This window comes from Citromicrobium bathyomarinum (assembly GCF_038594485.1).
Lineage (GTDB): Bacteria > Pseudomonadota > Alphaproteobacteria > Sphingomonadales > Sphingomonadaceae > Alteriqipengyuania > Alteriqipengyuania bathyomarina_A.
Map to the genome: position 1 here is coordinate 564,546 of NZ_JBCFZG010000004.1, position 26,244 is coordinate 590,789.

General features: G+C 64.1%; 22 protein-coding genes and 1 tRNA gene. 21 read left to right on the forward strand and 2 right to left on the reverse strand.

The features are described 5' to 3' along the window. Window positions 1-4: 4 nt before the first annotated feature. The 8 genes from leuC (at window position 5) to AAG591_RS08455 (ending at window position 7,359) form a co-directional block, all read left to right on the forward strand. On the forward strand, window positions 5-1,423 hold the full coding sequence (gene leuC / locus AAG591_RS08420) for a 3-isopropylmalate dehydratase large subunit (protein ID WP_342530699.1): 1,419 nt from the start codon (window positions 5-7) through the stop codon (window positions 1,421-1,423). After that, window positions 1,413-1,991, forward strand: coding sequence for a 3-isopropylmalate dehydratase small subunit (leuD, locus tag AAG591_RS08425; protein WP_342530700.1), 579 nt, complete (start codon window positions 1,413-1,415; stop codon window positions 1,989-1,991). Before leuC ends, leuD begins: the two co-directional genes overlap by 11 nt. Beyond that, entirely contained in the window at window positions 1,988-3,067 is a 1,080-nt protein-coding gene (gene leuB / locus AAG591_RS08430; RefSeq protein ID WP_342530701.1) for a 3-isopropylmalate dehydrogenase, read from the forward strand. Before leuD ends, leuB begins: the two co-directional genes overlap by 4 nt. A 31-nt stretch (window positions 3,068-3,098) precedes the next feature. After that, a tRNA-Thr gene (locus tag AAG591_RS08435) sits at window positions 3,099-3,174 on the forward strand. A gap of 276 nt (window positions 3,175-3,450) precedes the next feature. Continuing rightward, window positions 3,451-4,116, forward strand: coding sequence for a DUF4331 family protein (locus AAG591_RS08440; RefSeq protein WP_342530703.1), 666 nt, complete (start codon window positions 3,451-3,453; stop codon window positions 4,114-4,116). Then, entirely contained in the window at window positions 4,116-4,829 is a 714-nt protein-coding gene (locus AAG591_RS08445) for a DUF4331 family protein (protein ID WP_342530704.1), read from the forward strand. Before AAG591_RS08440 ends, AAG591_RS08445 begins: the two co-directional genes overlap by 1 nt. Window positions 4,830-4,951: 122 nt before the next feature. Continuing rightward, on the forward strand, window positions 4,952-6,247 hold the full coding sequence (locus AAG591_RS08450) for a tetratricopeptide repeat protein (protein WP_342530705.1): 1,296 nt from the start codon (window positions 4,952-4,954) through the stop codon (window positions 6,245-6,247). A gap of 26 nt (window positions 6,248-6,273) precedes the next feature. Beyond that, on the forward strand, window positions 6,274-7,359 hold the full coding sequence (locus AAG591_RS08455) for a HupE/UreJ family protein (RefSeq protein ID WP_342530706.1): 1,086 nt from the start codon (window positions 6,274-6,276) through the stop codon (window positions 7,357-7,359). Window positions 7,360-7,363: 4 nt separating this feature from the next. On the opposite strand, the gene AAG591_RS08460 is transcribed toward AAG591_RS08455, so the two are convergent. Next, window positions 7,364-7,732: a winged helix-turn-helix domain-containing protein gene (locus AAG591_RS08460; RefSeq protein WP_342530707.1), complete on the reverse strand. Its 369-nt coding sequence runs from the start codon at window positions 7,730-7,732 to the stop codon at window positions 7,364-7,366. Window positions 7,733-8,633: 901 nt separating this feature from the next. On the opposite strand from AAG591_RS08460, the gene AAG591_RS08465 reads away from it, so the two are divergent. The 9 genes from AAG591_RS08465 to AAG591_RS08505 all read left to right on the forward strand — a co-directional run bounded on the left by AAG591_RS08465 (window position 8,634) and on the right by AAG591_RS08505 (window position 21,513). After that, the gene (locus AAG591_RS08465; protein ID WP_342530708.1) at window positions 8,634-10,967 is read left to right on the forward strand and encodes a TonB-dependent receptor; all 2,334 of its coding nucleotides are present in this window, start codon (window positions 8,634-8,636) and stop codon (window positions 10,965-10,967) included. 109 nt (window positions 10,968-11,076) lie between these two features. Beyond that, entirely contained in the window at window positions 11,077-12,759 is a 1,683-nt protein-coding gene (locus tag AAG591_RS08470) for a carboxylesterase/lipase family protein (protein WP_342530709.1), read from the forward strand. An 11-nt stretch (window positions 12,760-12,770) separates the two neighbouring features. After that, window positions 12,771-14,339 carry an AMP-binding protein gene (locus AAG591_RS08475; protein ID WP_342530710.1) on the forward strand — a complete coding sequence of 523 codons (1,569 nt, stop codon included), beginning with the start codon at window positions 12,771-12,773 and terminating at the stop codon, window positions 14,337-14,339. Continuing rightward, complete coding sequence (locus tag AAG591_RS08480) at window positions 14,336-15,085, forward strand: TetR/AcrR family transcriptional regulator (RefSeq protein WP_342530711.1); 750 nt, start codon at window positions 14,336-14,338, stop codon at window positions 15,083-15,085. The genes AAG591_RS08475 and AAG591_RS08480 overlap by 4 nt, the downstream gene beginning before the upstream one ends. 115 nt (window positions 15,086-15,200) lie before the next feature. Next, window positions 15,201-16,106 carry an SDR family NAD(P)-dependent oxidoreductase gene (locus AAG591_RS08485; RefSeq protein ID WP_342530712.1) on the forward strand — a complete coding sequence of 302 codons (906 nt, stop codon included), beginning with the start codon at window positions 15,201-15,203 and terminating at the stop codon, window positions 16,104-16,106. Between the two features lie 63 nt (window positions 16,107-16,169). After that, on the forward strand, window positions 16,170-17,816 hold the full coding sequence (locus AAG591_RS08490) for a carboxylesterase/lipase family protein (protein ID WP_342530713.1): 1,647 nt from the start codon (window positions 16,170-16,172) through the stop codon (window positions 17,814-17,816). An 18-nt stretch (window positions 17,817-17,834) separates the two neighbouring features. Continuing rightward, window positions 17,835-19,178, forward strand: a complete 1,344-nt coding sequence (locus AAG591_RS08495) for a spinster family MFS transporter (RefSeq protein ID WP_342530714.1) — start codon at window positions 17,835-17,837, stop codon at window positions 19,176-19,178. Beyond that, a complete protein-coding gene (locus AAG591_RS08500) occupies window positions 19,175-20,746 on the forward strand; it encodes an FG-GAP repeat domain-containing protein (RefSeq protein WP_342530716.1) in 1,572 nt (523 codons plus the stop codon). Before AAG591_RS08495 ends, AAG591_RS08500 begins: the two co-directional genes overlap by 4 nt. Continuing rightward, complete coding sequence (locus AAG591_RS08505; RefSeq protein WP_342530719.1) at window positions 20,743-21,513, forward strand: SDR family NAD(P)-dependent oxidoreductase; 771 nt, start codon at window positions 20,743-20,745, stop codon at window positions 21,511-21,513. The genes AAG591_RS08500 and AAG591_RS08505 overlap by 4 nt, the downstream gene beginning before the upstream one ends. A 3-nt stretch (window positions 21,514-21,516) precedes the next feature. Here AAG591_RS08505 and AAG591_RS08510 read toward each other — a convergent pair whose 3' ends face one another. Next, window positions 21,517-21,990 carry an Lrp/AsnC family transcriptional regulator gene (locus AAG591_RS08510; protein ID WP_342530720.1) on the reverse strand — a complete coding sequence of 158 codons (474 nt, stop codon included), beginning with the start codon at window positions 21,988-21,990 and terminating at the stop codon, window positions 21,517-21,519. A 139-nt stretch (window positions 21,991-22,129) separates the two neighbouring features. Here AAG591_RS08510 and cysG point away from each other — a divergent pair, with 139 nt between their 5' ends. From cysG to AAG591_RS08530, 4 genes are read left to right on the forward strand one after another with little or no spacing between them, the layout of a single operon-like run. Beyond that, window positions 22,130-23,530, forward strand: coding sequence for a siroheme synthase CysG (gene cysG, locus AAG591_RS08515; protein ID WP_342530722.1), 1,401 nt, complete (start codon window positions 22,130-22,132; stop codon window positions 23,528-23,530). After that, window positions 23,514-23,846 (forward strand): DUF2849 domain-containing protein, encoded by a 333-nt coding sequence (locus AAG591_RS08520; RefSeq protein ID WP_342530723.1) that lies wholly within the window; start codon window positions 23,514-23,516, stop codon window positions 23,844-23,846. The genes cysG and AAG591_RS08520 overlap by 17 nt, the downstream gene beginning before the upstream one ends. Beyond that, window positions 23,839-25,527 carry a nitrite/sulfite reductase gene (locus tag AAG591_RS08525; RefSeq protein WP_342530724.1) on the forward strand — a complete coding sequence of 563 codons (1,689 nt, stop codon included), beginning with the start codon at window positions 23,839-23,841 and terminating at the stop codon, window positions 25,525-25,527. The genes AAG591_RS08520 and AAG591_RS08525 overlap by 8 nt, the downstream gene beginning before the upstream one ends. After that, a complete protein-coding gene (locus AAG591_RS08530; protein ID WP_342530725.1) occupies window positions 25,517-26,242 on the forward strand; it encodes a phosphoadenylyl-sulfate reductase in 726 nt (241 codons plus the stop codon). The genes AAG591_RS08525 and AAG591_RS08530 overlap by 11 nt, the downstream gene beginning before the upstream one ends. Window positions 26,243-26,244 lie beyond the last annotated feature (2 nt).

The following is a 26,244-nucleotide window of genomic DNA, read 5'->3' on the forward strand; positions in this document are numbered from 1 at the left end:
AGCAATGGCACGATCCCTGTTCGACAAGCTGTGGGACGCGCACGTCGTCGTCCCCGAAAGCGAGGACTCGCCCGCGATCCTCTTCATCGACCTGCATCTGGTGCACGAAGTCACCTCGCCGCAGGCCTTCGCCGTGCTGGAAGAGCGCGGGCTGTCCGTCCGCCGCCCCGACCTGACGCAGGCGACGCTCGACCACTCGACGCCGACGCTGCCTGCGGGCGCGGACGGGCGGCTGCCCTACGCGACCGAGGCGGCGGAGAAACAGGTTCACCAGCTTGAGTCGAATTGCGCCAAGTACGGCATCGACCTGCTCGGGCTCGACGATGCGCGGCGCGGAATCGTCCATGTGATCGGCCCGGAAATGGGCCTGACCCAGCCGGGCAAGACGATCGTGTGCGGCGACAGCCATACCTCGACGCACGGCGCCTTCGGCGCGCTCGCCTTCGGGATCGGCACGACCGAGGTCGGCCACGTGCTGGCAACGCAATGCGTGCTGCAGCGCAAGCCGAAATCGATGCGGATCACCTTCGAAGGCGCGCTGTCGCCGGGCGTTGGCGCAAAGGACATGGCGCTTGCCATGATCGCGCAGATCGGTGCCGATGGCGGGCAAGGCTACGCGGTCGAATTTGCGGGCGAGGCGGTGCAGGCGCTGTCGATGGAAGGCCGCATGACGCTGTGCAACATGGCGATCGAGGCGGGTGCGCGGGTCGGCATGGTCGCCCCCGACGAAACCACCTTCGCCTACCTCGAAGGGCGCGAGCGCGCTCCGCAAGGTGAAGACTGGGAGGCAGCCGTGGCCCGCTGGCGCGAGCTTCCCTCCGATCCCGATGCCAGCTTCGATACCGAAGTCACCGTCGATGCGAGCGCGATCCGTCCGATGATCACCTACGGCGTCTCCCCCGATGCCGCTGCGCCGGTTACCGGCAATGCTCCCGCGCCCGCGAACGATTCCGAACGCGAGGCTGCGGAATACATGCGCTTCGTCGCCGAGCGTCCCTTTGCCGAGGCGAAGGTCGACCGGGTGTTTATCGGCAGCTGCACCAATTCGCGCCTGTCCGACCTTCGCGAAGCCGCCGAGGTGATGCGCGGGCGCACAGTGGCAGAAGGCGTCACCGCGCTGATCGTGCCCGGCTCCGAAGCGATCCGCCAGCAGGCCGAGGCCGAGGGGCTCGACGCTGTGTTTACCCGAGCAGGGGCCGAATGGCGCCTTCCCGGCTGTTCGATGTGCATCGCGATGAACGGCGATCAGGGCCAGCCTGGCGAACTGGTCGTCTCGACCTCCAACCGCAATTTCGTCGGACGGCAGGGCAAGGGCGTGCGCACCGTGCTCGCCGGGCCTGCCACCGCCGCCGCCTGCGCCATCGCGGGCCATATCGCCGACCCTTCGGAGTACATGAGCACGGAGGCGCGCGATGCAGCCTGATCCGTTCAAGCGCCTCGAGGCGCGCACGCTGGTGGTGCGCCAGAGCAATATCGACACCGACCAGATCATCCCCGCGCGCTTCCTCACCACCACCACCCGCGAAGGGCTTGGCAAGAGCGCCTTTTACGACTGGCGCTACACCGGCGACGATCAGCCCAAGAACGCCTCGCCTTTCCCGGTTGCGGGTGCGGGCGAACGTCAGGTGCTGGTGGCAGGGCCGAATTTCGGCTGCGGCTCCTCGCGCGAACATGCGCCGTGGGCCTTGCTCGACTACGGTTTCCGCGCCGTGGTCAGCTCGGACATTGCCGACATCTTCAAAAGCAACGCGCTCAAGAACGGTCTCCTGCCGGTCGAGGTCGACGCAGAGACTCACGCTGCCCTGCTCGAACGGCCCGGCGTCGCCATCGCCATAGATCTGGAGGAATGCACGCTGACCACCGAAGACGGCATCGCAGCCAGCTTCACGGTCGAACCTTTTGCGCGCCGCTGCCTCCTCGACGGGGTCGACCCGCTCGGCCACATCCTCGCGCATGACGCGCAGATCGCAGAATACGAGGCTGCCGCGTGACCCACAAAATCGTGATACTGCCCGGCGACGGGATCGGTCCGGAAGTCGCCGCCGCCGCTCGCGCGGTGCTCGAAGCCGTCGGATCGGCGCACGGATTATCCCTCTCCTTCGAAAGCCACGACATCGGCGGCTGCGCCATCGACGCGCATGGCGATCCTTTCCCCGAAAGCACGGCCAAGGCCTGCGCCGGGGCCGACGCGGTTTTCCTCGGTGCGGTCGGCGGGCCCAAGTGGGACGGTGGCGGTCCGCGGCCCGAAGCTGGATTGCTCGCCTTGCGCAAGACGCTGGGTGCTTTCGCCAACCTCCGCCCGATCACGCTTTTTCCCGGTCTCGAACGTCTCTCTCCGCTGAAGGAAGAACGCGTCGCCGGAACCGACATGCTGATCGTGCGCGAACTGACCGGCGGGATCTATTTCGGCGACAAAGTGGAGGGGGACGAGACCGCCTCCGACCTGTGCAGCTATTCGCGGCAGGAAGTCGAACGGATCGCCCGGATCGCCTTCGACGCCGCGCGCGGTCGCAAACGCCGCGTGACCTCGGTCGACAAGGCCAATGTGCTCGCCACCAGTCGCCTGTGGCGCAACGCGGTGGTCGCGCTGCGCGATGCCGAGTATCCCGATGTCGAACTCGACCATGTGCTGGTCGATGCGATGGCGATGAAGCTGATCGAGCGCCCCGCGGCATTCGACGTGATCCTGACCGAGAACATGTTCGGCGACATTCTGAGCGACGAGGCATCGGTGATCGCCGGCTCGATCGGCCTCGCCCCCTCGGCCTCTCTGTCGGAAAGCCATGGCGGGCTCTACGAACCGATCCACGGCTCCGCCCCCGATATTGCAGGGCAGGGCAAAGCCAACCCTGTCGGCGCGATTCTGAGCGCCGCAATGTTGCTGCGCCACGCGCTGGGCGAGGGCGAGGCCGCTGCTGCGATCGAGCGGGCGGTGAGCGAGTGCCTCGCGGCAGGTATCGGGACGGGCGATGTCGGCGGAAGTGCGAGCACGCAGCAGGTGGCCGAACACGTCTGTGCAAGGATTGCAGAGCCGGACGCCAGCATCCCCCTTGCGGGCACCGCATAGCGAGGATAAGGGGCGTCCCTCCAAGCGAAATGCCGCTTTAGCTCAGTTGGTAGAGCACATCATTCGTAATGATGGGGTCACGTGTTCGAGTCACGTAAGCGGCACCACCACCCTCAGCTTATCCGCGCGCCACTGTAAGGCGAAAGGGCCTTAGGCTCGTCCCCGCTGTGGGACTGGTGTGGGTGGGCTTTGGCCGTCATCCAGTCGCCTGCGCCGGACAGCCTACGCTCCGCTGCGCGCACGAAGCGCCAAAAAAGGCGGCGCCCTGTTATCGCATTGTTATGTCAGGCGCCGACCACCGCAGTGGCGGTCGCTTTCACTCGAATGCTCTTCGAATCGGTCGATCGCCAAAGACGCGTCTCGGCGCAAACATGGGGAGAGCTATGCAACACAAGAAATCCATCGCTGCGGTGGTCGCGGGATTGACACTTGCGATCGGAGGCGCGGCACTATTGCCTGGGCTGGGTCTGGTCGCAGCAGACCATCTCGATCCGCCCAGCAGAACCGATCCGTCGGTCGATTCCACACCCGATCGCGCTGCCGATATTGCAGACCTTTTCGCGTGGCACGATGCGGACAATGTCTATCTCGCGATGACATTCGCAGGCCCGCAGGCGACCGACCAGCCGGCGACCTACGACCCGGACGTCCTTTACACCATCAATGTCTCCAACGATTCGCCGCGCACCACGGCAGATTATCCGATCTATGTCCGCTTCGGCCCTGGGGCGGGCAGCAACGAATACGGCGTCCAGGTAACCGGCATTCCCGGGGTCAGTGGTCCGATCGTAGGCTCGGTCGAAAAGACGCTAACGCAGGATGGCGTCACGGTTCGCGCAGGCCTGTTCGACGATCCGTTCTTCTTCGACCTGCAGGGTTTCAGGGACACGGCGTCGACTGGCACCCTGAGTTTTGATTCCTCCCGCGATTTCTTCGCCGGGCAGAACCTGACCGCCATCGTCATCAGCATCCCTCGCGATCGGATTGAGAACGGAACCAGCCCGATCGATGTCTGGGGCACAACCGCACGCTTCGGAGGACAACTATAATGGACACGAACAAACGCTCCATCCGTCGCACCCTGGTGATGTCGGGGTCTTCGGTTCTCATGGCGGTAACATTGTCGGGCTGCTTCGATGATGGCGGCGGTCAGCAGCCGGATCCGATGCCGACGATGACGCCCGCCCCGACGCCCACGCCCACGCAAACGAGCTACGACGTGACCGCGTGCTTGCAGCAGGAAGTGGCACCGGGAGTAGCTGTCGCCGATCTGATCGTGCCCGATACCCTGACGCTGGACCTCAGCGGCGCCTCGGGCTTTCCCAATGGCCGCAAACTTTCGGACCCGGTGATCGACGTGACTCTGGCCGTGATCTTCCTCGATCTCGGCACGCAGTCGGCCACTACACTGGCAGGACTGCCCCTGAATCCACCTTCGAACGATGTGGCATTCCAGTCCTCGTTCCCGTTCCTGGCACCGGCGCAAGGGTCGCCGCCCGTGACGACCGCAACCGGGACTACTTTCACCTTCAGGTCCAGTTCGCCCGACCAGTATACGCGGGTAGACCGAATGGGCATGCCAGCCGTATCGACTGCGCTGATCGGGTCCGACACCAAGGTTGCCTACAATGATGCCGACCCGGCCGACGATGCCAGCGGCACGTTCGTGCCCGAGCTGACCGAGCAGTTGACGGGCCTGACCAATGCATTGGCCGACGACCTCATAGCTGCCGGCCTCAAGCCCTGCGCTACCCCAAGCTAGCAGCTCGAAGTGGAGCCAGCCCCGGCGGTATCCCCGCGGGGGCTGGCCCGATTATTGGGAGACATCGGGTTATGCCGCGGTATCGGCTTCTGATCGTTGTGCTGTGCTTTCCGGCAATTGTGGTGGTCGGGTTGCTCCTGGCGCCAAAATTTGCGCCGGAATCGCCGGAGGAGCCGCACTATTCGGCACGCGATCTGCCACGCGCCGGATACGGCTCCGCCAGCCAGCGCGAAGCAGAAACCAGAGCTCGGAAGCGTATCGAATATGCAACCGAACTGGCGGCCGCGCGACCGGGCCAGTGGTTGCCGAAGCAGGTCCTCGCGCGTGCCCTCAGGTCCCGATATCTGGTCGATGGCAACCCTGACGCATTGCGCGACGCAGGGCTCCAGCTGGCGGCTGCGCGGGCCGATGCCGCTGATGGATCAGGCCCGGGCCTGATTTCAGCGGAATGGTCGATGGAGGTCCACGATCTCGTCGGCGCAGAGGCCGGACTTGCCGCGTACGACAAGGGCGTCGTCAAGCTATCCACCGGCGAGCAGGCAACGGCACTGGAACTTCGCGGCGACATAAATTTTTACCGCGGCGACCTGTCGGCCGCAGAGCGCTTGTACGGCGCAGCCCGGAAAATCGAAAACGGGCCAAGCGTGCAGGTCCGGCTGGCGGTGCTGGAAAAATCGCGCGGCAAGTTCGACGCCGCGATCACGCATCTCGTGAATGCTGCGAGGCTGGACAGCCTTCGGACTCCGCAAAGCCTAGCGAACATCGCACTGCAAGCCGGTGCAATCGAATTCGCGCGGGGGCGGTACGATGTCGCGCAAGAGTGGTATCGCGAGGCCGACGATCTCTTCGCCGGGTACTGGAAGACCAAGCTTTACCTTGGTGAAGCAGCGCTGGTGGCAGGCGAAACCGGCAAGGCAGCGGGCATGTTCGAAGATGTCGCAACCGACACGAATGACCCACAGGCCATGGATGCTCTGGCCATGCTGTATCGCCGGATGGGAAACCGGCAGCGGAGCAAGGAGTGGGCATCGCGCGCATCCGCTGAGTGGGAAAGGCGCGTTGCCGACATCCCAAGCGCCTATGTCGCCCATGCAGCGGAACACGAATTGACCTTTGGCGATCCTGCAAGGGCGCTCGTCTATGCGCGCCAGAACGCCACCACCCGGCCCAATGGCGAGGCATATCTCCTGCTCGCCCGGGCATTATCGGCAAATGGGCAAGACAATGCAGCGATGAAGCAGCTAATGCGCGCCAAGAAATCCGGCTGGAAAAGCGCGCGGCTATACGTCGAACTCGCGCAGCTCAGCGCTGCATTAGGGGATGACGCCCAGGCGACCGAAGCGCGGGCCATAGCCCTCGAATTGAACCCGCGAATCTATTCGCCCGAGGCGACCTTGATCTGGTTCGCCCACGGATGAGGTTGGCCAGATCCCTCCTGTTCGCGATGCTGGCAACCCTGTGGATCTTCCCCGCGGGTGCCCACACGAGCGCGAAGAGCGAGGTACGGCTGGAGGCTACCGAGACGGGTATCGCTGCCAATGTGGCGATCCCGGCCGCCGAATACGCCTATGCCAGCGGCAACAAGGCATCGAACGATGTAGCTTCCCTGGCAGATGCGAAACGTTACCTTCGGGCTCACACTGCCATACGTTCCGCCGATGGACCGGCATGGAAGGTCGCGATCGGGGATGTTCGCTTCGCCGAAAACGGGGGGGCGCCGGATCTGCTCGCGCAGATAACCTATGATCCACCGGCAGGGGCTGCCTCTGACCGGTTCGATCTCCAGTGGTCTGCTGTAATTGCCAACACGCCGGATCACGTGACACAGGTCGTCCTCGACAAGAACGATTTGTCGGGGCCCCGATTGATCGGGTTACTCCGCGAAGGAAATACGAAGATTGCAGTCGTCGCCGGAAAATCGAGCACGGTTGCCCGATTTGTCAGCGCGATCCGGGTGGGGGCCGAGCACATTCTTGGCGGGCTGGATCATCTTGCTTTCCTGGTCGCATTGCTGCTGGCAGCTCCTTTGCTGGCAAGAAACGGCCAGTGGCAGTCTTTGCGGTCCGGCAAGGAAGCGATCGTCGCCGTGGCGAAGCTCGCGAGTGGATTCACGATCGGCCACAGCATCACGCTCATTAGTGTCGCGTTGACCGGGCTGACCCTGCCGGGATCGGCGGTGGAGGTCTTCATCGCGGCCACGATCCTGATTGCCGCCTTCAACGTGATCAGGCCGATTTTTGCCCAGCGGGAGCTGTGGATCGCCGTCCTTTTCGGTCTGGTTCACGGCTTGGGCTTCGCAGGCTTCGTCCGGGAGGCGGATGCCGACCTGACGCGCAATGTTTCGACCCTGATGGGCTTCAACGTGGGCCTCGAACTGGTGCAGATCGTGGTTATTCTGGCGGTCATTCCCGTGCTGCTGTTCATCGCCAGGCGGGGTTTCTACAGCCCGTTTCGGATCACAGCGGGAACGGTATTGATTGCGTCATCCGGGTTTTGGATGGTGACCCGGACGCTCGACGCCGTGGCCTGAGCACCTAGTGAGCCTTGCGAAGTCCACGACGGGATTTGAATGCCCATTTGTAGGCCGCGAAACCGCGCACGGAAACGATCTGGTCGAACCCCGGATCGATTTCCTTGAAGGTCGCGCGGACGCGGCCGACGTAGACCGAGATCGATTGATCAAAGACGTCGCCATCGAGCCATTCCGCAAGATAGGAGCGCGTCAGGGCGCGCCCTTTGGCCGCAATCAACGCTTCGACTATCTGATGCTGGACCCTCGGCAATTCCAGTCTCCTGCCCTGGAAATACAGAACTCCGTGGTCTTCGACGGTAATATTGCCGTACGCAATCGAGATGTCTTCGACCAGTTCCTCGCCGCAATGTGGACATGTGTGATGCGGCATATCTGCCTTCTCCCCTCGCGGATCTGATTGCCGCGTCCGCAGCTACGAAGGGGAAGTCGGTTCGGATGCACTCGAGACGAAAAAGATTTGTCTCCGGCGCCTGGTTTCTTCGATTGCCGATGGGCATGCAGGTTCGGGACAGCGGAATGATGGGGTCACGTGTTCGAGTCACGTAAGCGGCACCACCTTCCTCAGCTAATCCGCGCGCCACTGTAAGGTGAAAGGCCATTCTGCTCGGTGCGCCCGTGGGAAGCGCGTGGGTGGGGTTTGGGATCGACGCTTTCACCGAGCGAACGTATGCCAGGATTGGTCCAACAGCCAGCGGCCCCGTAGCTGCCGTGGGGCGACGCTCTGCATTCTTCAGGCCTTCCGCTTCATCCACCCGCATTCTGGCGAGCGGGTCCATTCCCCTGACTTAGGCGAGAGCGCCCAATGCATGGGAGCCATTCACCTTCGAAGGTCAGCCGCATCGCGAGCCACCTGCACGATGCAGACATCGATCAAATGCCCCGATCCAGGAGGCGATGGCCGAGCAAGGGCAACAGTGCATTCATTGGTTTGAGAGCACTCCCGCTGCCCGCGAAAACGCCCCCACCACTCTCGGCATGTACGCGTGTAATTTCAAGGCGAAAGGCGATTCGGCCCAACGGCACCCGACTGTTTTGGCATGGTCGTCGTCGACGCGGCCGCGGGCAGCGCACTTTAGGCACCGCACGCTCCGTTGTTCACAATATGCGCAGGATACGGCCGCGGCGCGCAGTCTCGTGTCCGTGTCGCGCCGCCGGAAGGCGACCGGGAAAGACATTCACACGAACGTGAGTGAATGTTGACATAGCGTCTCGATTGGCGGATGAGGGCTCCACCACGGCGCAAAGATGGCCGGGAAGATATGGAGAGGACTATGAGGGGATCGCTTCTGGCGACCGCATCTGCGGCCGCGTTTGTGTTCTTGCCGACCGCAGCCAGCGCTCAGGTTGCCAGCCAGTCGCAGGACGATGTCGACGCAGAGACCGAAACCGTCGAAGAGATTTCGCCCGCGGCCAAGGCCGGAGAGGGCAACACGATCATCGTTACCGCAACCCGGCGCGAGGCGCGGCTGCAGGACGTGCCGCTCAGCGTCAGTGCCTTCACCCAAGAAGAGCTGACCGCAAATGGCATCGTCGGGTACGAGCGGCTGGCGCGCGAAACGCCCGGCGTCGTGCTCAACCGGCCAACGCAGAACTTCAACAACTTCACCGCGCGCGGCATCTCGACCAACGGGTACAGCGCCGGCCTGCAGGCGCCGGTTGCGATCTATATCGACGAACTGCCGATTTCCGCGAACGGCAACTCGACGATCCTCGACCCGAACCTATACGATGTCGAACGCGTCGAATTTCTGCGCGGCCCGCAGGGCACGCTGTTCGGATCGGGATCGCTCGCCGGTGCGATGCGGATCATCACCAAGGCACCGAACCCGAGCCGATTCGAAGCGTCTGCGCTGGTCGATCTGGGCTATACCGAAATGGGCGGGCTGCGGCAGCGCTATAACGGCATGGTCAACGTGCCCATCGCAGAAGATACCGTCGCGTTTCGCGCGGTCGGCTATTACCGCAACGAAGATGGCTGGGTCGACAATATCGGCACCGGGATCGACGATGCCAACTCGATCGAAGCGTACGGCGTTCGTGCCGCCCTGCTGATCGAGCCCACCGACCGGTTCTCGGTCAAGCTGTCGGTGAACAAGGAAATCAGCAATCCTGCCGATTCCTCGCTCACCAATCCCAACCTCGGCAAGTTCGTCCGCAGGACCGATCAGCCCGACCTGTTCCAGAGCGACTTGCTGGCGATCAATGCCACTGTGAATGCCGACTTCGGCTTTGCCGAGCTGGTCAGCTCGAGCACCTATTCGGACCTGACCGGCGATTTCATCGTCGATCTCGCAGGCACCTACAACCAGCTGGTGCCCTTCTCGCTCGACGCGGTGGGCGCGGACGACATCTTCGTTCAGGAAGTGCGCCTGACCTCGTCGCACCCCGGTCCGATCGAATGGATCATCGGGGGCTTTTATTTCGACAAGAGGCGCAACGTCGATTTCGATTATCGCACGACCCAGGCGTTTCTGAACCAGACGAACACGACCCAGTTTACGGACCTGTATTACCAGCGGTTCAAAAACTACACCGACATCAGCGAAAAGGCGGTGTTCGGCGAGCTGACCTATCGTTTCAGCGATAGCTTCTGGGTTACCGGCGGGCTGCGCTACGGCGAGGTCGAGGTACAGACCACGACTCGCGGCGGCGGTTACAACAGCAATTTCCTGACCAGAGGCTATTGCACCGTGTTCACTGCCCAGTGCCTCGGTTTCATACCGGCGCTGACGATCACGTCGATCCAGCCCTCGACCGGTCTGCTGGCGAAGGATGACAAGCTTTCCTGGAAGGCAAGCATTTCGTTCAAGCCGAATGCCAACCTTACAACCTACGCGACCGTATCTACCGGCTTCCGTCCGCCGGTGGTCAATGCGCGCGCCGGGCTCGCTCCGCCTGCGGCGCAGCCAAACGACATCACCATTCCCGCCGGGGCGACTTCCGACAAGTTGACCAACTATGAAGTCGGCTTGAAGGGATCGTTCTTCAACAATCGCTTCACCGCCAATCTGGCCGCCTTCTACATCGACTGGAACAACATCCAGGTGCAGGCGAACCGCGTTTCGGACGCGATCCAGTTCGCCACCAATATCGGCGGCGCGGTGAGCAAGGGCTTCGAATTCGAATTGGTCGCAAGGCCGGTCGACGGGCTCAGGCTGTCGGCGAGCGGCGCCTATATCGACGCCCATATCGACGATCTTTCGCCAAGCGAAGCTGCGATCTCGGGTGCGGAGCCGGACATCCGACTGGCAACGCCCAAGTTCCAGGGTTCGGCCACTGCGACCTACAGCTTCGCGGTCGGCGATACGGAGACCGCCTTTGTCACCGGCAATGTCGCTTATGTCGGCTCGTTCCCCGGCCTGTTCCCGAACGTGCCCGGGCAGCCCAACGTGCAGTCGCCCCAATACGACGTCACCGACGAGTACGTTTTCGTCAATGCCTATGCAGGGGTGAATTTGATGCCCGATCTTTCGATCACGGCCTATGTCGAAAACGTGACAAACAACGATGCGATTACTTACGTCCACCCGGAAGCCTTCCTGGATGGGCGCTATGGTCGCCTGCGTCCGCGCACCTTCGGGCTGCGGACCAGCTACACGTTCTGAAGCCGTCCTCCCCCGCGTGCCAAAAGCGGTGCGCGGGGGCCCAACCGGCGTGCAATGCTCACCTTGGATAGAAGGGGGCGACCCGCGCTGCACTACCCAGGTGATTATCGTGCAGACTTACAGGCTACTCCATTTCTTCGCCCTGATATCCGTCGCCTTCGTATCGGGTTGCGCCATGGTCGCGTCGGCAGCGACGCCCGGCGACACCCGGGATCCGGGCAGTGCGATCGTCGATGCGCCGGCAGGTTCGGTCAGAGGAACCAGCGAAGGTGAGGTCGCCGCTTACAAGGGTATTCCCTACGCCGCGCCACCGGTTGGCGAGGCGCGCTGGCAGCCTCCGCGTCCTGCGGTCCGCTGGGACGACGTGCGTGATGCAACGGCGTTCGGCCCGGCGTGCTATCAGCCCACCGTCCCGGGTGCGGCCAACGGAATCTATTACGAAGACGTCGGTGCGATGAGTGAGGATTGCCTCTCGCTCAACGTCTGGACGCCCAAAGATGCCGGGAATGCTCCGGTGTTCGTGTGGATTCACGGGGGTGCGCTTGTCTCAGGCGCGAGCAGTTTCGAAATGTATGACGGGGCGCGGCTTGCGAAACAGGGCGTGGTCGTCGTGTCGATCAACTATCGCCTCGGTGTGCTGGGCTTCCTTGCCCACCCCGAGCTCAGTGCGGAGTCGCCCGAGGGGATTTCGGGCAATTACGGGCTGATGGACCAGATCGCGGCGCTCCGCTGGATCGAACAGAATATCGCGGCCTTCGGCGGTAACCCCGACAATGTGACCATAGCCGGGGAATCGGCAGGCGCGCTCAGCGTCATGTGGCTTATGACCTCGCCCGAGGCGCGCGGCCTGTTCGACAAGGCGATCATGGAAAGCGCCTACATGATATCGTCGCCTGCGCTGAAGGAGGCGCAGAACGGGCACCCTTCCGCAGAATCGATGGGGACCTGGCTGCAGGGTCAGCTCGATGCGCCCGATCTCGCCGCGCTTCGCGACATGGAGCCGGGCGCGCTGGTCAACCGCGCGACCCGCGCTGGCTTTCTGACATGGAGCACGGTTGACGGTAAGCTGATCCCGCACCAGATCGCCGAGACTTTCGATCGCGGGGAGCAGGCGCCCGTACCGGTGCTGGCAGGGTTCAACAGCGGCGAAATCCGCTCGCTTCGCCGGCTCCTGCCGCCCGCTCCGGCGACCAAGGCGGCTTACGAGGAGAAGATTCGCGAGCAGTACGGCGATGTCGCCGAAGTGTTTCTCGCGCTCTATCCTTCCGACAATGTCGACGAGAGCATGCTCGCTGCCACCCGCGACGCACTCTACGGCTGGACTGCCGAGCGGCTTGCGCGAAAGCAGACCATCCTTGGCGAAAACGCGTATCTCTACCTTTTCGACCATGGCTATCCCGCGGCGGACAAGGCTGGGCTGCATGCCTTCCATGCCTCCGAAATCCCATACGTTTTCGGGACTATCCACGATACCGCGCCGAACTGGCCGAGCATCCCCCGCAAGGCAGAGGAGCGCGAGCTTTCGGACGCAATGATGCAATACTGGACCAGCTTCGCCCGCGGTGGTGCTCCCAGAGCGCGCGGACAGGTCGACTGGCCTGCCTACGGGCCGGATGCCAACTTCATGGTCTTCGACACGGTGCCGCAGACCGGCAAGCAGTTGCTCGGAACGCGTTATGCGCTGAACGAGGCGGTGGTGTGCCGCAGGCGGGCGGCAGGCGACCAGCCGTGGCACTGGAACACGGGAGTTGCGAGCCCGCCGGTCCCTCCGAAGGTCGAGGGATGCCAATGATACCGGGTGCGATGCAGCCTTATTCCCTGACGGTTGACAAGTTCCTCGATCACGCCGCGAAATGGCATCCCCGTTCGCAAGTGGTCACCGCCACCGGAGCCGGAGAATCGAGCCGGACCGACTATCTTGCGCTCCGGGCACAGGCGAAGCGCGTTTCGGTAGCGCTGGCAGAGCGGGGCACAGGCCTGGGCGATATCGTCGCGACGCTGGCCTGGAATACGCACGAGCACCTCGAAAGCTGGTACGGCATCATGGGCCTGGGTGCGATCTGCCACACGCTCAATCCGAGGCTGCTACCCACGCAGCTCGCCGCGATGCTGGGCCGGAGCGGTGCGCGCATTTTGATCCTGAGCGCCGATCTCCAGTCGCTCGCGAGCGAGGTCCTTGCTCGCGGTACGGCGATTGAAGAGGTGCTCCTGATCGATGAGGGTCTGTCTGCCGGCCGGATTGCGGATGACGCGTTGAAGGTTGGCACTCTGGTCGATGCGACGCGGGAGGCGGCGGGGGAGGTCGAATGGGGTCGCTTCGACGAGGATGCGCCCTGTGGGCTGTGCTTCACCTCGGGCACGACAGGGGCGCCGAAGGGCGTCACCTACACGCATCGCGGCAACTATCTGCACACCCTGCGCCAGTTGCAGGCAGATGTCGCAGGGCTCACCGGTGAGGATGCCATTCTCACCATGGTGCCGATGTTCCACGCCAATGCCTGGGGCCTGCCATTTTCAGTCCCGGCGGTGGGGGGCAAGCTTGTCTTGCCCGGGCGGCATGCCGACGGAGCGACACTGGCCCGGCTTATCGTCGAGGAGCAGGTCACCCTGGGGGTCGGCGTGCCGACGGTCTGGCTCGGGCTGATGGATCATCTCGACCAGACGGGGGAAGATTTGCCTTCCCTGAGGCGGATCATGGTGGGGGGCGCTGCCATGTCTCCTTCCTTGATGGAGCGGATCGAGCGGCGCGGTATCCGCGTGCAGACGACCTGGGGGATGACCGAGATCTCGCCCTTGGGTACCGCGATGCCGCCAGCTGCCGGTGCGCGGCCACCTTCCGCTTCGGGCCGTCCCGCGATCGGGATAGACCTGATGCTTGCCGACGCCTCGGGTACGGCGCTGGACCAGCAGCGCGGGGCGGAAGGCCACCTGTGGGTGCGGGGGCCCAGCGTGGTGGAACGCTATCTGGGGCAGGCAGAACCCGTGACCCGGGATGGGTGGTTCGATACCGGCGATCTGGCGCGCATCGACGAGAGCGGCATCCTGACCATCACCGGGCGTGCCAAGGACCTGATCAAATCGGGCGGGGAGTGGATCAACCCGGCGGAAATCGAGGCGATCATCGGTGCGCATCCGGATGTGTCTCAGGCGGCGGTCATCGGTCGCGAGCATGCGAAGTGGGGCGAACGCCCGGTTCTGCTTGTCGAACTGCGCGACGGCGCCGAGATCGGCGACGAGGCGCTGCTCGACACGCTGGAAGGCAAGGTCGCGAACTGGTGGAGGCCCGATAGCGTGCTTCGGCTGGCGAACATGCCATTGGCAGCGACGGGAAAAATCGACAAACTGCGCTTGAGGTCGGAATACGGCCGATGACCACTCTTTCGGAAAAGCCCGCGCTGCGCCTGGCGCCGCGCGCACAGAGGATAAGCGATTTGTCGAATACCAAGGCGCGGACCAAGCGCCCCACCAAAGCGGAACAGCGCGCCGAAACGACCGAACAGATCCTCGATGAGGCGGAATACCTCTTCTCGCGTCACGGCCTCCACGGTGTCACCCTAAAGGACGTGGCCAAGCGGGTAGGTGTCCACCACACGCTTCTGAACTATTATTTCGAAGACAAGCAAAAGCTGTTCGAGGCAGTCTTCGGACGCCGCGCGGTGGTGGCGAACGAAGTGCGCATGAAGGCGCTCGACGAATACGAGCGGGAAACCGAAGGCAAGCCGACGGTAGAAGGTGCGCTGCACGCGTTCCTCGATACGAACCTCGATCTTTACGGGGAGGGGGGCGATCAGTGGCGCCATTCCGGAAGGCTTGCGGCACTGGTTTCGAACACTCCCGAATGGGGCGCGGAAATGTTCGATGAATGGTTCGACCCGGTAGTCCTGCGGCTGATCGAACTGCTCAAGAAAGCGCTTCCCGATGCAGCGGAAGAGGACCTGTTCTGGGGTTATCATTTCACCACCGGCGCGCTGATGCTCACGCTCGCGCGGACCGGGCGTATCGACAAGCTTTCGGGCGGGCTCGCGAAGTCCGAGGATTTCAACGCCGTCAAACAGCGCATGGCCCGCTTCATGGCGGCGGGCATCAGGGACATCTGCGCTAAAAGGGACGCGGAGTAAGCTTCGAAGCGCTGATTTCGGGGTTTTTCCGAAACCCAGAGCGCGGAAGTCTTTCAAGTAAGATATTAACTCGTTAGAGAGTGAATAACTGACAGAAGAGGTTCGAAACAGGTCGATGGGCGGAAACAAGGCACTCGAAGGCAAGGTTGCAATCATCACCGGCGCAGGTGGCGGCTTGGGCCGCTGCCATGCTCTGGAACTGGCACGACACGGCGCCAGGATAGTGGTCAACGATCTCGACGAAGGCCATGCGGGAACGGTTGCCCAGACGATCCGCGAGAACGGCGGCGAAGCGATCGCTGCGGTCTGCTCGGTGACCGATGAGGCGGCGGTCGCGCGAATGGTCGAAAGGGCGACCGATGTGTGGGGCCGGATCGACATTCTCGTCAACAACGCAGGCATCCTGCGTGATAAGAGCTTCGCCAAGATGGACATGGCGGACTTCCGCCTCGTTCTCGACGTGCACCTGATGGGCGCGGCGATCTGCACCCAGGCGGTGTGGGGGCAGATGCGGGCGCAGGAATACGGGCGTATCGTGATGACCACATCGTCTTCGGGTCTCTACGGCAATTTCGGCCAGGCCAACTACGGCGCGGCCAAGATGGCGCTGGTCGGCCTGATGCAGACGCTCGCGATCGAAGGCGCAAAGTACAATATTCGCGTCAACGCGCTCGCGCCGACCGCGGCAACGCAGATGACCGGCGGTGTGCTGGCGGAAGAGGCTCTTGCCGAGCTCGACCCGGCCCTCGTCAGCCCCGGCGTTGTCCAGCTGGTCCGTGAAGATGCACCGACTCGGACGATCCTATGCGCCGGTGCCGGACATTTCGCTGCCGCGAACGTGTCTCTTACCGATGGCGTGCAGATCGGTAGCGGCGAAGATGCAGCGGCGCAGGTCGCGCGTAACTGGTCGGCTATCGTCGATCGTTCGGGCGAGATTGTACCAGAATACGGCTTCACGCAGGCGGAACGCGAAGTGGCGGCGGCGAAGCGAGAGCAAGAGCAAATGGCTGCAGCAACCTAAGAAGGCTGCGCCGGCACGCGCGGGAAAACCCGCGGTGCGTGAAGAGAGAGGAGCAATGAAGGCATGAGACGGCTCAGCATCGGTGCGTGCGTCATGGCGGCCACCCTAATGCTTGGCGGGTGCGCGACACCCGACACCGCGCCCGAAGCGATTTCGGCACCACTCGCGAGCACGACCGGCGGCGATCTGCGCGGCGTGCGCGAGGGCGATCTCTCGGTCTTCCGAGGTATCCCCTATGCTGCGCCGCCGGTCGGCGACCTGCGCTGGGCGGCGCCTCAGCCTGCGGCGAGCCGGGAGGGTTTGCGCGATGCGAGCACCTTCGGGCCGGGGTGCATCCAGCCGCCCGTGCCCGCGACGAGCCTCTATAACGACCCGCCATCCTCGACTTCCGAAGACTGCCTCACGCTCAACGTATGGGCTCCGCACGATGTCGAAGATGCCCCCGTCATCGTGTGGATCCACGGCGGTTCGCTGCGGATCGGGGCGAGCGGCCTGCCAATGTACGATGGCAGCGAATATGCCAGGCGGGGGGTCGTCTTCGTGTCGATCAATTATCGCCTCGGCCTGCTCGGCTGGATGGCGCATCCCGAGCTATCGCAGGAATCCGCCGATGGTATCTCGGGCAATTACGGGCTGCTCGACCAGATTGCCGCGCTGAGGTGGGTGCGCGACAACATCGCCGCTTTCGGGGGCAACCCGGACAATGTGACCGTGATGGGCGAATCCGCCGGCGCGCTCAGCACGACCTATCTGATGGTAAGCCCGCCCGCGCGGGACCTGTTCGACAAGGCGATCATCCAGAGCACCAACCTGCGCACTTTTCCCGAGCTGGACGAGCCGGTTTACGGCATGCCATCCGCCGAGCGGATCGGTATCGACATGGTGGCCAAGCTCGGTGCGGGCGACATTGCGGGCGCGCGGGCGATGGACCCGCAGGAGCTGACCAATCGCTCGACCATGGCGGGCTTCAATCCGCAGGGCACGATCGACGGGGCGACACTGCCGCGCCAGCTCATCGACACTTTCGACAGCGGTGAACAGGCGCGCGTTCCGGTGATCGTCGGCTACAACGCGCACGAGTATCGCCCCGTGGGCGCACCGGGCATCATCATGCCCCCCGATGCGGATGGCTACGCGGCCCGGATCGGCGCGATCTACGGCGATCTCGCGCCCGAGTTCCTGCGGATCTACCCGCATGCAGAGGGCAATAATGCGCTGCTCGACGCGACGAGCGACGGGATTTTCGGCTGGTCGGGCGAACGGATCGCGAAGAGCCAGCAGGCGCTGGGCCTCGGGGCCTACTTCTATGTCTTCGACCATTGTTACCCCTCGGCGCGCGCGCGCGACCTGTGCGCGTTCCATGCGAGCGAACTGCCGTTCACTTTCGGCAATCTGGATGGCGAGGACCTGCCCGATGTGTGGCCGGTGCCCGATGGACCTCACGACAGGGCCGTGTCGAAGGCGATGCTCGATTACTGGACCAGCTTTGCCGCCGATGGCGTCCCGCGCGCAGGCGGGCTTCCCGACTGGCGGAGCTACGGCGCGCAGCAGAACTACATGATGTTCGAGGATGCGCCCGTCGCGGGCCGCGATTTCAAGCCGGGCATGGTCGAATTGCACGAAGCCTTCGGCCGCCAGCAGCGCGAGGCCGGGGAGGCCTGGGGGATGCTGGTGGGTCTCGCGGCCGAGACCGCGAAAGACAAGGAATAGCAGCGAAGAGGGGATAGCATGAGCACCACCGACACCAGCGGGCTTGCGTCCGCTCCGCCGACAGAAACGCCCTATTCGAAGGCGTCGTACCGATACTTCGTGCTGGGCGTGCTGACGCTCGTCTATGCGCTCAACTTCGTCGACCGGCAGTTGCTGGTGATCCTGCAAGAGCAGATCAAGCTCGAGCTGAAGCTGTCCGACACGCAGCTGGGCCTGCTTTCGGGCTTTGCCTTTGCGGTCTTCTATGTGACCTGTGGCATTCCCATCGCGCGCTGGGCGGATACGGGCGTGCGCCGCAATATCATCGCGCTCGCGCTCACGGTGTGGAGCGGGATGACAGCGGTCAGCGGGCTCGCACAGAACTACGTCCACCTGCTTCTGGCGCGCGTGGGTGTGGGCGTGGGCGAGGCCGGGGGCAGTCCGCCGGCGCACTCGATGATCTCCGACATCTTCCCGGAAAAGGAGCGCGCGACCGCACTGTCGATCTATTCGATCGGCATCTACATCGGCATCCTGACGGGCTTCGCGCTGGGCGGGTTCATTGCCGAGGCGTTCGGCTGGCGGATGGCCTTCTTCGTGGTCGGCATGCCCGGCGTGCTCGTGGCGCTGTTCCTGCGCTTCACCGTGCGAGAGCCGATCCGTGGATGGTCCGAAAAGCGCGAAAACGAAGCGGGCGAGAACCCTTCGTTTTTGACCGTTCTGCGCTTCCTGTGGTCACGCAAGACTTTCCGCAACCTCGCGCTGGCGGGAAGCCTGCAGGCGACCGTGATCTATGGCATCGGCAACTGGCTGCCGTCTTATTTCCTGCGCAACCACGAGATCGGCCTGGCTGAATTGGGTGTGTGGATGGCCTTGACCTCGGGCTTCGGCGGCGGTCTCGGCTCCTTCTTTGGTGGCTGGTTCGCGGACAAGATGGGCCAGCGCGACCGGCGCTGGTACGTGTGGGGTTCGGCAGCGCTGATCCTCGCCATTACGCCCGTGCTGCTGGTGATCCTCAACACCGGCAACCTGCACCTTGCGCTGCTGCTGACGGCGGTGTTCCACTTCCTGTCGGCATCCTACCTCGGCCCGGCACTCGCCGTGTCGCACGGGCTTGTCGGGCTCAGGATGCGCGCGCTGACCTCGGCGATCTTCTTCTTCTTCATCAACCTGATCGGCCTTGGCCTTGGCCCGGTAATCGTTGGCAACCTGAGCGACCGCTTCGCCGCCGCCGGGTCCGATAGCGCGCTCGCCACCGCGATGCTGATCGTCGGCTGCATCGCATCCGTATGGGGCTGCACGCATTACCTCCTCGCCTCGCGCCATATCCGGAAGGACATTGCCGACAGCCCGTCGAGCGCGCCGGCGGTGGAAGCGCTGTGAGACGGGGCGCTGCTCTCGCCAGCCTCGCGGCGCTGTCGGTTGCTGGCTGCGCGACGACTGAAACTCCGCCCGCCACACCGCTCACCGTGGCGGACACGCCGACCGACGCCCGCACGCCTTCAGGCGAGTACATTTCGTGGCGCGAGCATCGGATCGACGACGAGGAGCTGGCAGGCGTGCCGATCCGTGGCGGCGATGGCTTGCAGATGGCCGATATCGACCGTGACGGATTTCTCGATATCGTCTCGGTGCACGAGGATTCGAACCACCTGCGCATCGCGTTCGGCACCGCCAATCCGGACGAGTGGGTGCTGACCACGGTCGCGTCGGGCAACATCGTCGGCGCGATCGAAGATGTCGCGATCGGCGATCTCGATGGCGACGGATGGCCCGATCTGGTGAGCGCCAACGAAGAGGCGCACCTCGCCTATTTCCAGAATCCGGGAAGCCAGCAGGCGGCGCGGCAAGGCAATTGGCCCAGCCTTATCCCCCCGGTTACGCAGGGGCGCGGGTCGTGGTTGCGCGTCTTCATCGCGGATATCGACGGCGACGGCCGCAACGACGTGACGGGCGCGAACAAGGGCGCGAGCGATATCGTCGATCCCGATGCACCGCGTGCCGACCGGACGACTTCTCTCTTCACCATCGACGGCGATCCGCTGAACCCCGATGCGTGGCGCGAGCAGGTTCTGCTGGCGAGGGAAGTGCCCAACACGGCCATGCCGATTGATATCGACGCCGACGGCGATCTCGATGTGCTCGCCGCCGCCCGGCTCAACCAGGTGGCCTATATCCTCGAAAACCGGGGGACGGGCGCGGGTGGCAAGGTCGGCATCGCGCCACACGCCATCGCCATCGACGATAGCGCGTTTCCCGGGTGCAGCATGGCAACCTCTGCATTTCAGTCGGCCTTCCGCGATATGAACGGGGATGGCAGGCCGGATCTCGTCACTGGCTTGTTCGAGAAATGCGGCGATCCGCGTGCGCCGGGCGGATTGCCCGCGCTCGGCTGGCTAGAGCAACCGGCAATACTCGACCAGCCGTGGCGATATCACCGGATCGGCGACATCCTGTCCGACATGGTGATCGCGGTGGAGCTGGCCGATATCGACGGCGACGGCGATCTGGATGCAGTCACGGGTGGCTACTCGGGGCTCAACATCCTCAAGGGCGGCTACACCGGTGCAACGCGCGAGGAAGATCATCCCTCGGTCAGCCCCTCGTCATCGGTTGGGCGGATTGCGTGGTTCGAGAACCCCGGGCCAGATGACGGCGAGTGGCAGCGGCACGATATCTCACGCCGGGTGCGCGGCATGTACGACCAGTTCATCGCGCGCGACATGGATGGCGACGGCGACGTCGATCTGGTCGGCACACGCGGCAACAGCGGGCGCTTCGATGGCGTGTTCTGGCTCGAGCAGCTCCGCAGCGATGAGCCGCGGGCGTCGTTTGTGCCCGCCCGAGAGGACGAGAGCCGCGCGCTCCCGCTGCCGCCCGCAGACTGGATCGATCACTACGACCGCGCCAACACGCTGGTCGCGCCCAACAAGCGGACAGAGGACGAATGAGCAAGACGCACAATCTCGACGGCCGCACCTGTCTGATCACCGGCGCATCCTCGGGCATCGGCGCGCATCTCGCACAGGCGATGGCGAAGGCTGGCGCGCGCGTCACGTTGGGTGCGCGGAGGACCGAGCTGACCGAGCAGATCGCCAGCAGTATCCGCGAGGCTGGGGGCGAGGCGCTGGCCGTGCCGATGGATGTCACCAGCGAAGCCTCGGTCGCCGAGGCGTTCGAGCGCGCGGAACAGGCGCTTGGCCCGGTCGATACCGTGGTCGCGAATGCCGGCGTCTCGCGCTACGGGCGCTCGACCGACTTGGCCGAGGCCGACCTGCGACAGGTGTACGACACCAACCTGCTCGGCGTGCATCTGACAGCCAATGCCGCCGCGCGCATGATGATGGCGGCGGGCAGCCGCAAAAGCGGTCGCGGGCGGATCGTCATCATCGGATCGATCACCGCGCAGCTGACCGGGCAGGGCGATGCGGCCTACGCTGCGAGCAAGGCCGGGGTTGATCATCTCGGGCGGCAACTGGCGCGCGAATGGGTGCGCCAGGGGATCAACGTCAACGTCGTGCAACCGGGCTATATCCGCACCGAACTGGTGGGCGACTGGTTCGACAGCGAAGGCGGGAAGGCGCAGATTAATAGCTGGCATCGACGGCGGATTATGGGGATCGATGCGCTCGACGATATGGTCCTGTACTTTTGCTCCGACGCTGCCGGGCACGTCACCGGGTCGACGATCACCGTGGACGACGGGCAATCGCTCTAGGCTTCATCCGTCCTCCGCGATCGGCAATGCGGTCTTGGCGACAATTTCCTCCATCGAAAGCAGCGCGGTGACGCTGAAGATGCTCACATCCTCGATCAGCGAGCGATAGAAGCGATCGTAGGCTCCGGCATTCTCCACCCGGACCTTAAGCAGGTAGTCGATTTCGCCCGCCAGCCGATGTGCCTCCATGATCTCGGGCCGGGCCTTGAGAGCGGCGGTGAACTGGGCGAGCCATTCGGCATCGTGGCGCGCGGTGCGGATCAGCACGAAGAAGCAACTGGCAAGGTCGAGCTTCTGCGGATCGAGGATAGCCACCTGCCGCTCGATCACACCCGCTTCGCGCAATTTGCGGATGCGATTCCAGACAGGCGTCTTCGACGAGCCGACCTGCGCGGCGATCTCATCCAGACCCAGCGTCGCGTCGTGTTGCAGAACCCGGAGAATTTTTCGGTCGAGCGCATCGATCCCGGTCGCCAATTCCGTCTCTCCTTCCAGTGCCGGAAAATTCTTCCCTGGGGTTCGCACAAGGCAAACTATGTCCCTTGTTAGATTGCGTACCTCGTTGTTTGAAGGAAAATATCCTAAGTAGCGCCTGAAGCTGATCACAGGAAATCTCGTGCGCTACTACCCCATCTTTCTCGACACCGCTGCGGCGCGCATCCTCGTGTCCGGCGCAGATGAGGCCGCTACCGCCAAACTGCGGCTGCTGCTGAAGACCGAAGGTCAGATTTCCGTGTTCGGAGATCACCCGACGCGCGAAGTGCTTCGCTGGGCGGAAGAAGGCCGACTGCGCCATCACTCGCGGCCGATTGAAGAGAGCGACCTTGAGGGAGCGGCCATGCTCTATGTTGCGCACTCCGACGGGGCCGAGCGGCTGGTGACGCTCGCGCGCAAGCATGGCGTACTGGTCAACGTGGTCGATACGCCTGCGCTTTGCGATTTCATCACGCCCGCGATGGTGGATCGCGATCCCGTGGTGGTGGCGATCGGCACCGAAGGGACGGCGCCCATGCTCGCCCGCCAGATCAAGTCGAGCATCGAAGGCCTGCTGCACCCGTCGACCGGCGTGCTCGCGCGGCTCGCGGCGAAATCGCGCCATAAAGTCGAGGTGGTCGCCCCCGGTTCGCCCCGCAGGGCGCTGTGGGCCCGCTTCTTCGGAGGCGACGGGCATCGCGCGCTCGAACAGGGCGGCGAGGCCGCAGTGGAGCGCGTGATCGAACAACTGGTCGACGAGGCTGGCGATGGTGCATCGCGGGGCCATGTCGCGCTGGTTGGCGCGGGGCCGGGCGATCCCGAACTGCTCACCCGCAAGGCGCAGCGCCTGCTCGGCGATGCCGACGTGGTGATCCACGACCGGCTGGTCTCGGGCGAAATTCTCGAACTGGCTCGGCGCGAAGCCCGGCTCGTCGATGTGGGCAAGAAGGCCTACGGCGAGAGCTGGAAGCAGCCCGATATCGATGCGCTGATCGTTGCCGAGGCGCGTGGCGGCCATAAGGTCGTGCGCCTGAAATCGGGCGATCCGGGCATTTACGGGCGGCTGGACGAGGAGGTTGCGGCATTGCGCGCGGCGGATATCGCGTTCGAAGTCGTCCCCGGTATCACCGCCGCCATGGCGGGAGCGGCGGAGCTGGGCGTCTCGCTCACCCGGAGGGGGCGCAATTCGAGCCTGCGATTTCTGACGGGGCACGATGTCGATGGCTTTGCCGAACACGACTGGGCCGCGCTTGCCTCTCCTGGCGCTACGGCTGCGATCTACATGGGCGTACGCGCCGCGCGCTTCATTCAGGGCCGCCTGCTGATGCACGGCGCTTCCCCATCGACGCCGGTGACGGTGGTCGAGAACGTCTCGCGCCCGGAGCGCGTCGAGGTGGCGACCACGCTGGCCGAACTTCCCGACGCCATGGCCTCTGGCGGCATCGGCGGCCCGGCCATCCTCTATCTCGGCATCGCACCGCTGACAGGTGTGGCAGCCGAGACTGAAAACCAGGAGGGCCTGCGCCATGCCCAAACCCGCTAAGCCGCAGATCGCCAGCGCGAACGACCTGCTGGAAGGCCATGTGCTCTATCTGTCGAGGGACGGGGAATGGACCCCCGACAGGCACAGCGCTTTCGTCTCCAGCGACGCGGATGAAATTGCAGCACTTGCCGACAAGGCCTCTAGCAATCGGCAGGTGGTCGATGTCGCTTTCATCGAGGTCGCCTTGGCCGATGATGGCGATCCCAGGCCAGTCGCGCTGCGCGAGGTAATCCGCGATCGTGGCCCCACCATCCGCACCGATCTGGGCCGTCAGGCCGACCACACAATCCAGCACGGGCAAGCTCGTAATGTATAGCTACGACGAATTCGACCGCGACTACGTCAAGAACCGTGTCGCGATCTTCCGCGATCAGGTGGCTCGCCGCGTCTCGGGCGCGCTGACCGAGGACGAGTTCAAGCCGCTGCGCTTGCAGAACGGCATCTACCTGCAGCTGCACGCCTACATGCTGCGCGTGGCGATCCCCTACGGCACGCTCAATTCGGCGCAGATGCGGCAGCTGGCGATGATCGCGGAGAAGTGGGACAAGGGCTACGGCCACTTCACCACGCGCCAGAACATCCAGTACAACTGGCCCAAGCTGGTCGACCTGCCCGACATTCTCGACGCGCTCGCCGATGTGGAAATGCACGCGATCCAGACTTCGGGCAATTGCATCCGCAACGTGACGGCGGATCATTTCGCCGGAGCCGCTGCCGACGAGGTGGAGGACCCGCGCCCGGCGGCCGAGCTGCTCCGCCAGTGGTCCACCGACCATCCCGAGTTCGCCTTCCTGCCGCGCAAGTTCAAGATCGCGGTGACCGGATCGCCCAACGATCGCGCGGTGATCAAGGCGCATGACATCGGACTGCGCGTGCTGCGCGACGATGCGGGCGAGGTCGGCTATCAGGTCATCGTCGGCGGTGGGCTCGGCCGTACCCCGGTGGTCGGCGAGACTATCCGCGAGTTCCTGCCCAAGGAGCACCTGCTCGCGTATTGCGAGGCGATCCTGCGGGTCTACAATCTGCACGGACGGCGCGACAACAAGTACAAGGCGCGGATCAAGATCCTCGTTATGGAAGAAGGGCTGGAGAGCTTCCGCGATCAGGTGGAGGCCGAATTCGCCTCCTTGCTCGAAGTCCACAACGGCCCTTCGCTGATCCCCGATCCTGCAGTTGTGGCGAGGATCGAAGCCGCTTTTGCCCCCCCGCCATTCGAAGACCTGCCCGACAGCGATGCCGGGTACGAAGCACGGCTGGCGGAGGACGAGGATTTCGCGCGCTGGTGCGCCACCAACCTCACCGCGCACCGGCAGCAGGGCTATGCCATCGCCTCGATCAGCCTGAAGCCGGTCGGCGCTGCGCCGGGCGATGCCAGCGCGGACCAGATGCGCGTGGTCGCCGACTTGGCCGAGCGCTATTCGTTCGACGAGCTGCGCGTCAGCCACGAACAGAACCTGATCCTGCCGCATGTGGCCAAGCGCGATCTGCCTGCGGTGTACGACGCGCTGCGCGAGGCAGAGCTGGCGACCGCGAATATCGGGTTGATCGGCGATATCATCGCCTGCCCCGGTCTCGACTATTGCGCGCTGGCGACAGCTCGTTCGATCCCCATCGCGCAGGACATTGCGCAGCATTTCTCCGATCCCGACTATTCGCGGCTGATCGGTGACATGAAGATCAAGATCTCGGGCTGCATCAATTCGTGCGGGCACCACCATGTCGGCCATATCGGCATCCTTGGGCTCGACCGGGCGGGGCGCGAAAATTACCAGATCACCATCGGCGGCGATCACACCGAGAGCCTGAAAATGGGCCAGCGGCTGGGTCGCGGGTTCGATGCCGAAGAGGTCGTCCCGGCGATCGAGCAACTGGTGCAGACCTATTTCTCGCTGCGGGAGAGCGAGGCGGAGACCTTCCTGCAAGTGGTCGAGCGCGCGGGCACGCAGCCTTTCAAGGATGCGCTCTATCCGGCCAAGGAACCGGCCGATGCGGGCTGAGCGCGCCTTCGATCCGTTCACGCAGGATAGCACCCCGCTGGAGAGCGACGCGCTGACGCTGCTGGCGCGCACGATCCTGCGCGACTATCGCGGGCGCATTGCGCTGGTTTCGAGCTTCGGCGCCGAATCCATCGTGCTGCTCGATATGGTCGCGACGATCAGCCCCAGTACGCCCGTCTTGCTCAACGAAACGGGGATGCTGTTTCCCGAAACGCTGGACTATCAGCGCGAGGTGTCGAGCATGCTCGGCCTGTCGAATGTCCAGCTGGTTCGCCCGACGCGGCAGAGGCTGGCGGCGGTCGATCCCGACGATATGCTCCATCGTTTCGATACCGATGCCTGCTGCAACCTGCGCAAGCGCGAGCCACTGAAGCGCGCGCTCGCGCCGTTCGACGCCTGGATCACCGGCCGCAAGCGCTTCCAGAATTCGCTGCGCGCGGAGCTCGAAGAGATCGAGCAGGACGACGACGGCAAGAGGAAGGTCAATCCGCTGGCGCGGTGGACCGCCGCCGACATCGCCGCCTATCTCGACCGTCACGACCTGCCGCGCCATCCGCTGGTTTCGCAGGGATATCCCAGCATCGGCTGCGAACCGTGCACCAGCCGCGTCGCGGACGGCGAGGACCCGCGCGCAGGTCGTTGGCGCGGGAGCGACAAGACCGAGTGCGGCATTCATTACGTCGAAGGACAATTCATCGGCGGAGGAGGAATCTAGCA

What these genes read in the sequence shown, in the direction of transcription:
- leuC (WP_342530699.1), top strand. Translation starts at nt 5, where the DNA reads ATGGCACGATCCCTGTTCGACAAGCTGTGGGACGCGCACGTCGTCGTC.
- leuD (WP_342530700.1), top strand. Translation starts at nt 1,413, where the DNA reads ATGCAGCCTGATCCGTTCAAGCGCCTCGAGGCGCGCACGCTGGTGGTG.
- AAG591_RS08440 (WP_342530703.1), top strand. Translation starts at nt 3,451, where the DNA reads ATGCAACACAAGAAATCCATCGCTGCGGTGGTCGCGGGATTGACACTT.
- AAG591_RS08445 (WP_342530704.1), top strand. Translation starts at nt 4,116, where the DNA reads ATGGACACGAACAAACGCTCCATCCGTCGCACCCTGGTGATGTCGGGG.
- AAG591_RS08455 (WP_342530706.1), top strand. Translation starts at nt 6,274, where the DNA reads ATGCTGGCAACCCTGTGGATCTTCCCCGCGGGTGCCCACACGAGCGCG.
- AAG591_RS08460 (WP_342530707.1), bottom strand. Translation starts at nt 7,732, where the DNA reads ATGCCGCATCACACATGTCCACATTGCGGCGAGGAACTGGTCGAAGAC.
- AAG591_RS08465 (WP_342530708.1), top strand. Translation starts at nt 8,634, where the DNA reads ATGAGGGGATCGCTTCTGGCGACCGCATCTGCGGCCGCGTTTGTGTTC.
- AAG591_RS08475 (WP_342530710.1), top strand. Translation starts at nt 12,771, where the DNA reads ATGCAGCCTTATTCCCTGACGGTTGACAAGTTCCTCGATCACGCCGCG.
- AAG591_RS08480 (WP_342530711.1), top strand. Translation starts at nt 14,336, where the DNA reads ATGACCACTCTTTCGGAAAAGCCCGCGCTGCGCCTGGCGCCGCGCGCA.
- AAG591_RS08485 (WP_342530712.1), top strand. Translation starts at nt 15,201, where the DNA reads ATGGGCGGAAACAAGGCACTCGAAGGCAAGGTTGCAATCATCACCGGC.
- AAG591_RS08490 (WP_342530713.1), top strand. Translation starts at nt 16,170, where the DNA reads ATGAGACGGCTCAGCATCGGTGCGTGCGTCATGGCGGCCACCCTAATG.
- AAG591_RS08495 (WP_342530714.1), top strand. Translation starts at nt 17,835, where the DNA reads ATGAGCACCACCGACACCAGCGGGCTTGCGTCCGCTCCGCCGACAGAA.
- AAG591_RS08505 (WP_342530719.1), top strand. Translation starts at nt 20,743, where the DNA reads ATGAGCAAGACGCACAATCTCGACGGCCGCACCTGTCTGATCACCGGC.
- AAG591_RS08520 (WP_342530723.1), top strand. Translation starts at nt 23,514, where the DNA reads ATGCCCAAACCCGCTAAGCCGCAGATCGCCAGCGCGAACGACCTGCTG.
- AAG591_RS08525 (WP_342530724.1), top strand. Translation starts at nt 23,839, where the DNA reads ATGTATAGCTACGACGAATTCGACCGCGACTACGTCAAGAACCGTGTC.
- AAG591_RS08530 (WP_342530725.1), top strand. Translation starts at nt 25,517, where the DNA reads ATGCGGGCTGAGCGCGCCTTCGATCCGTTCACGCAGGATAGCACCCCG.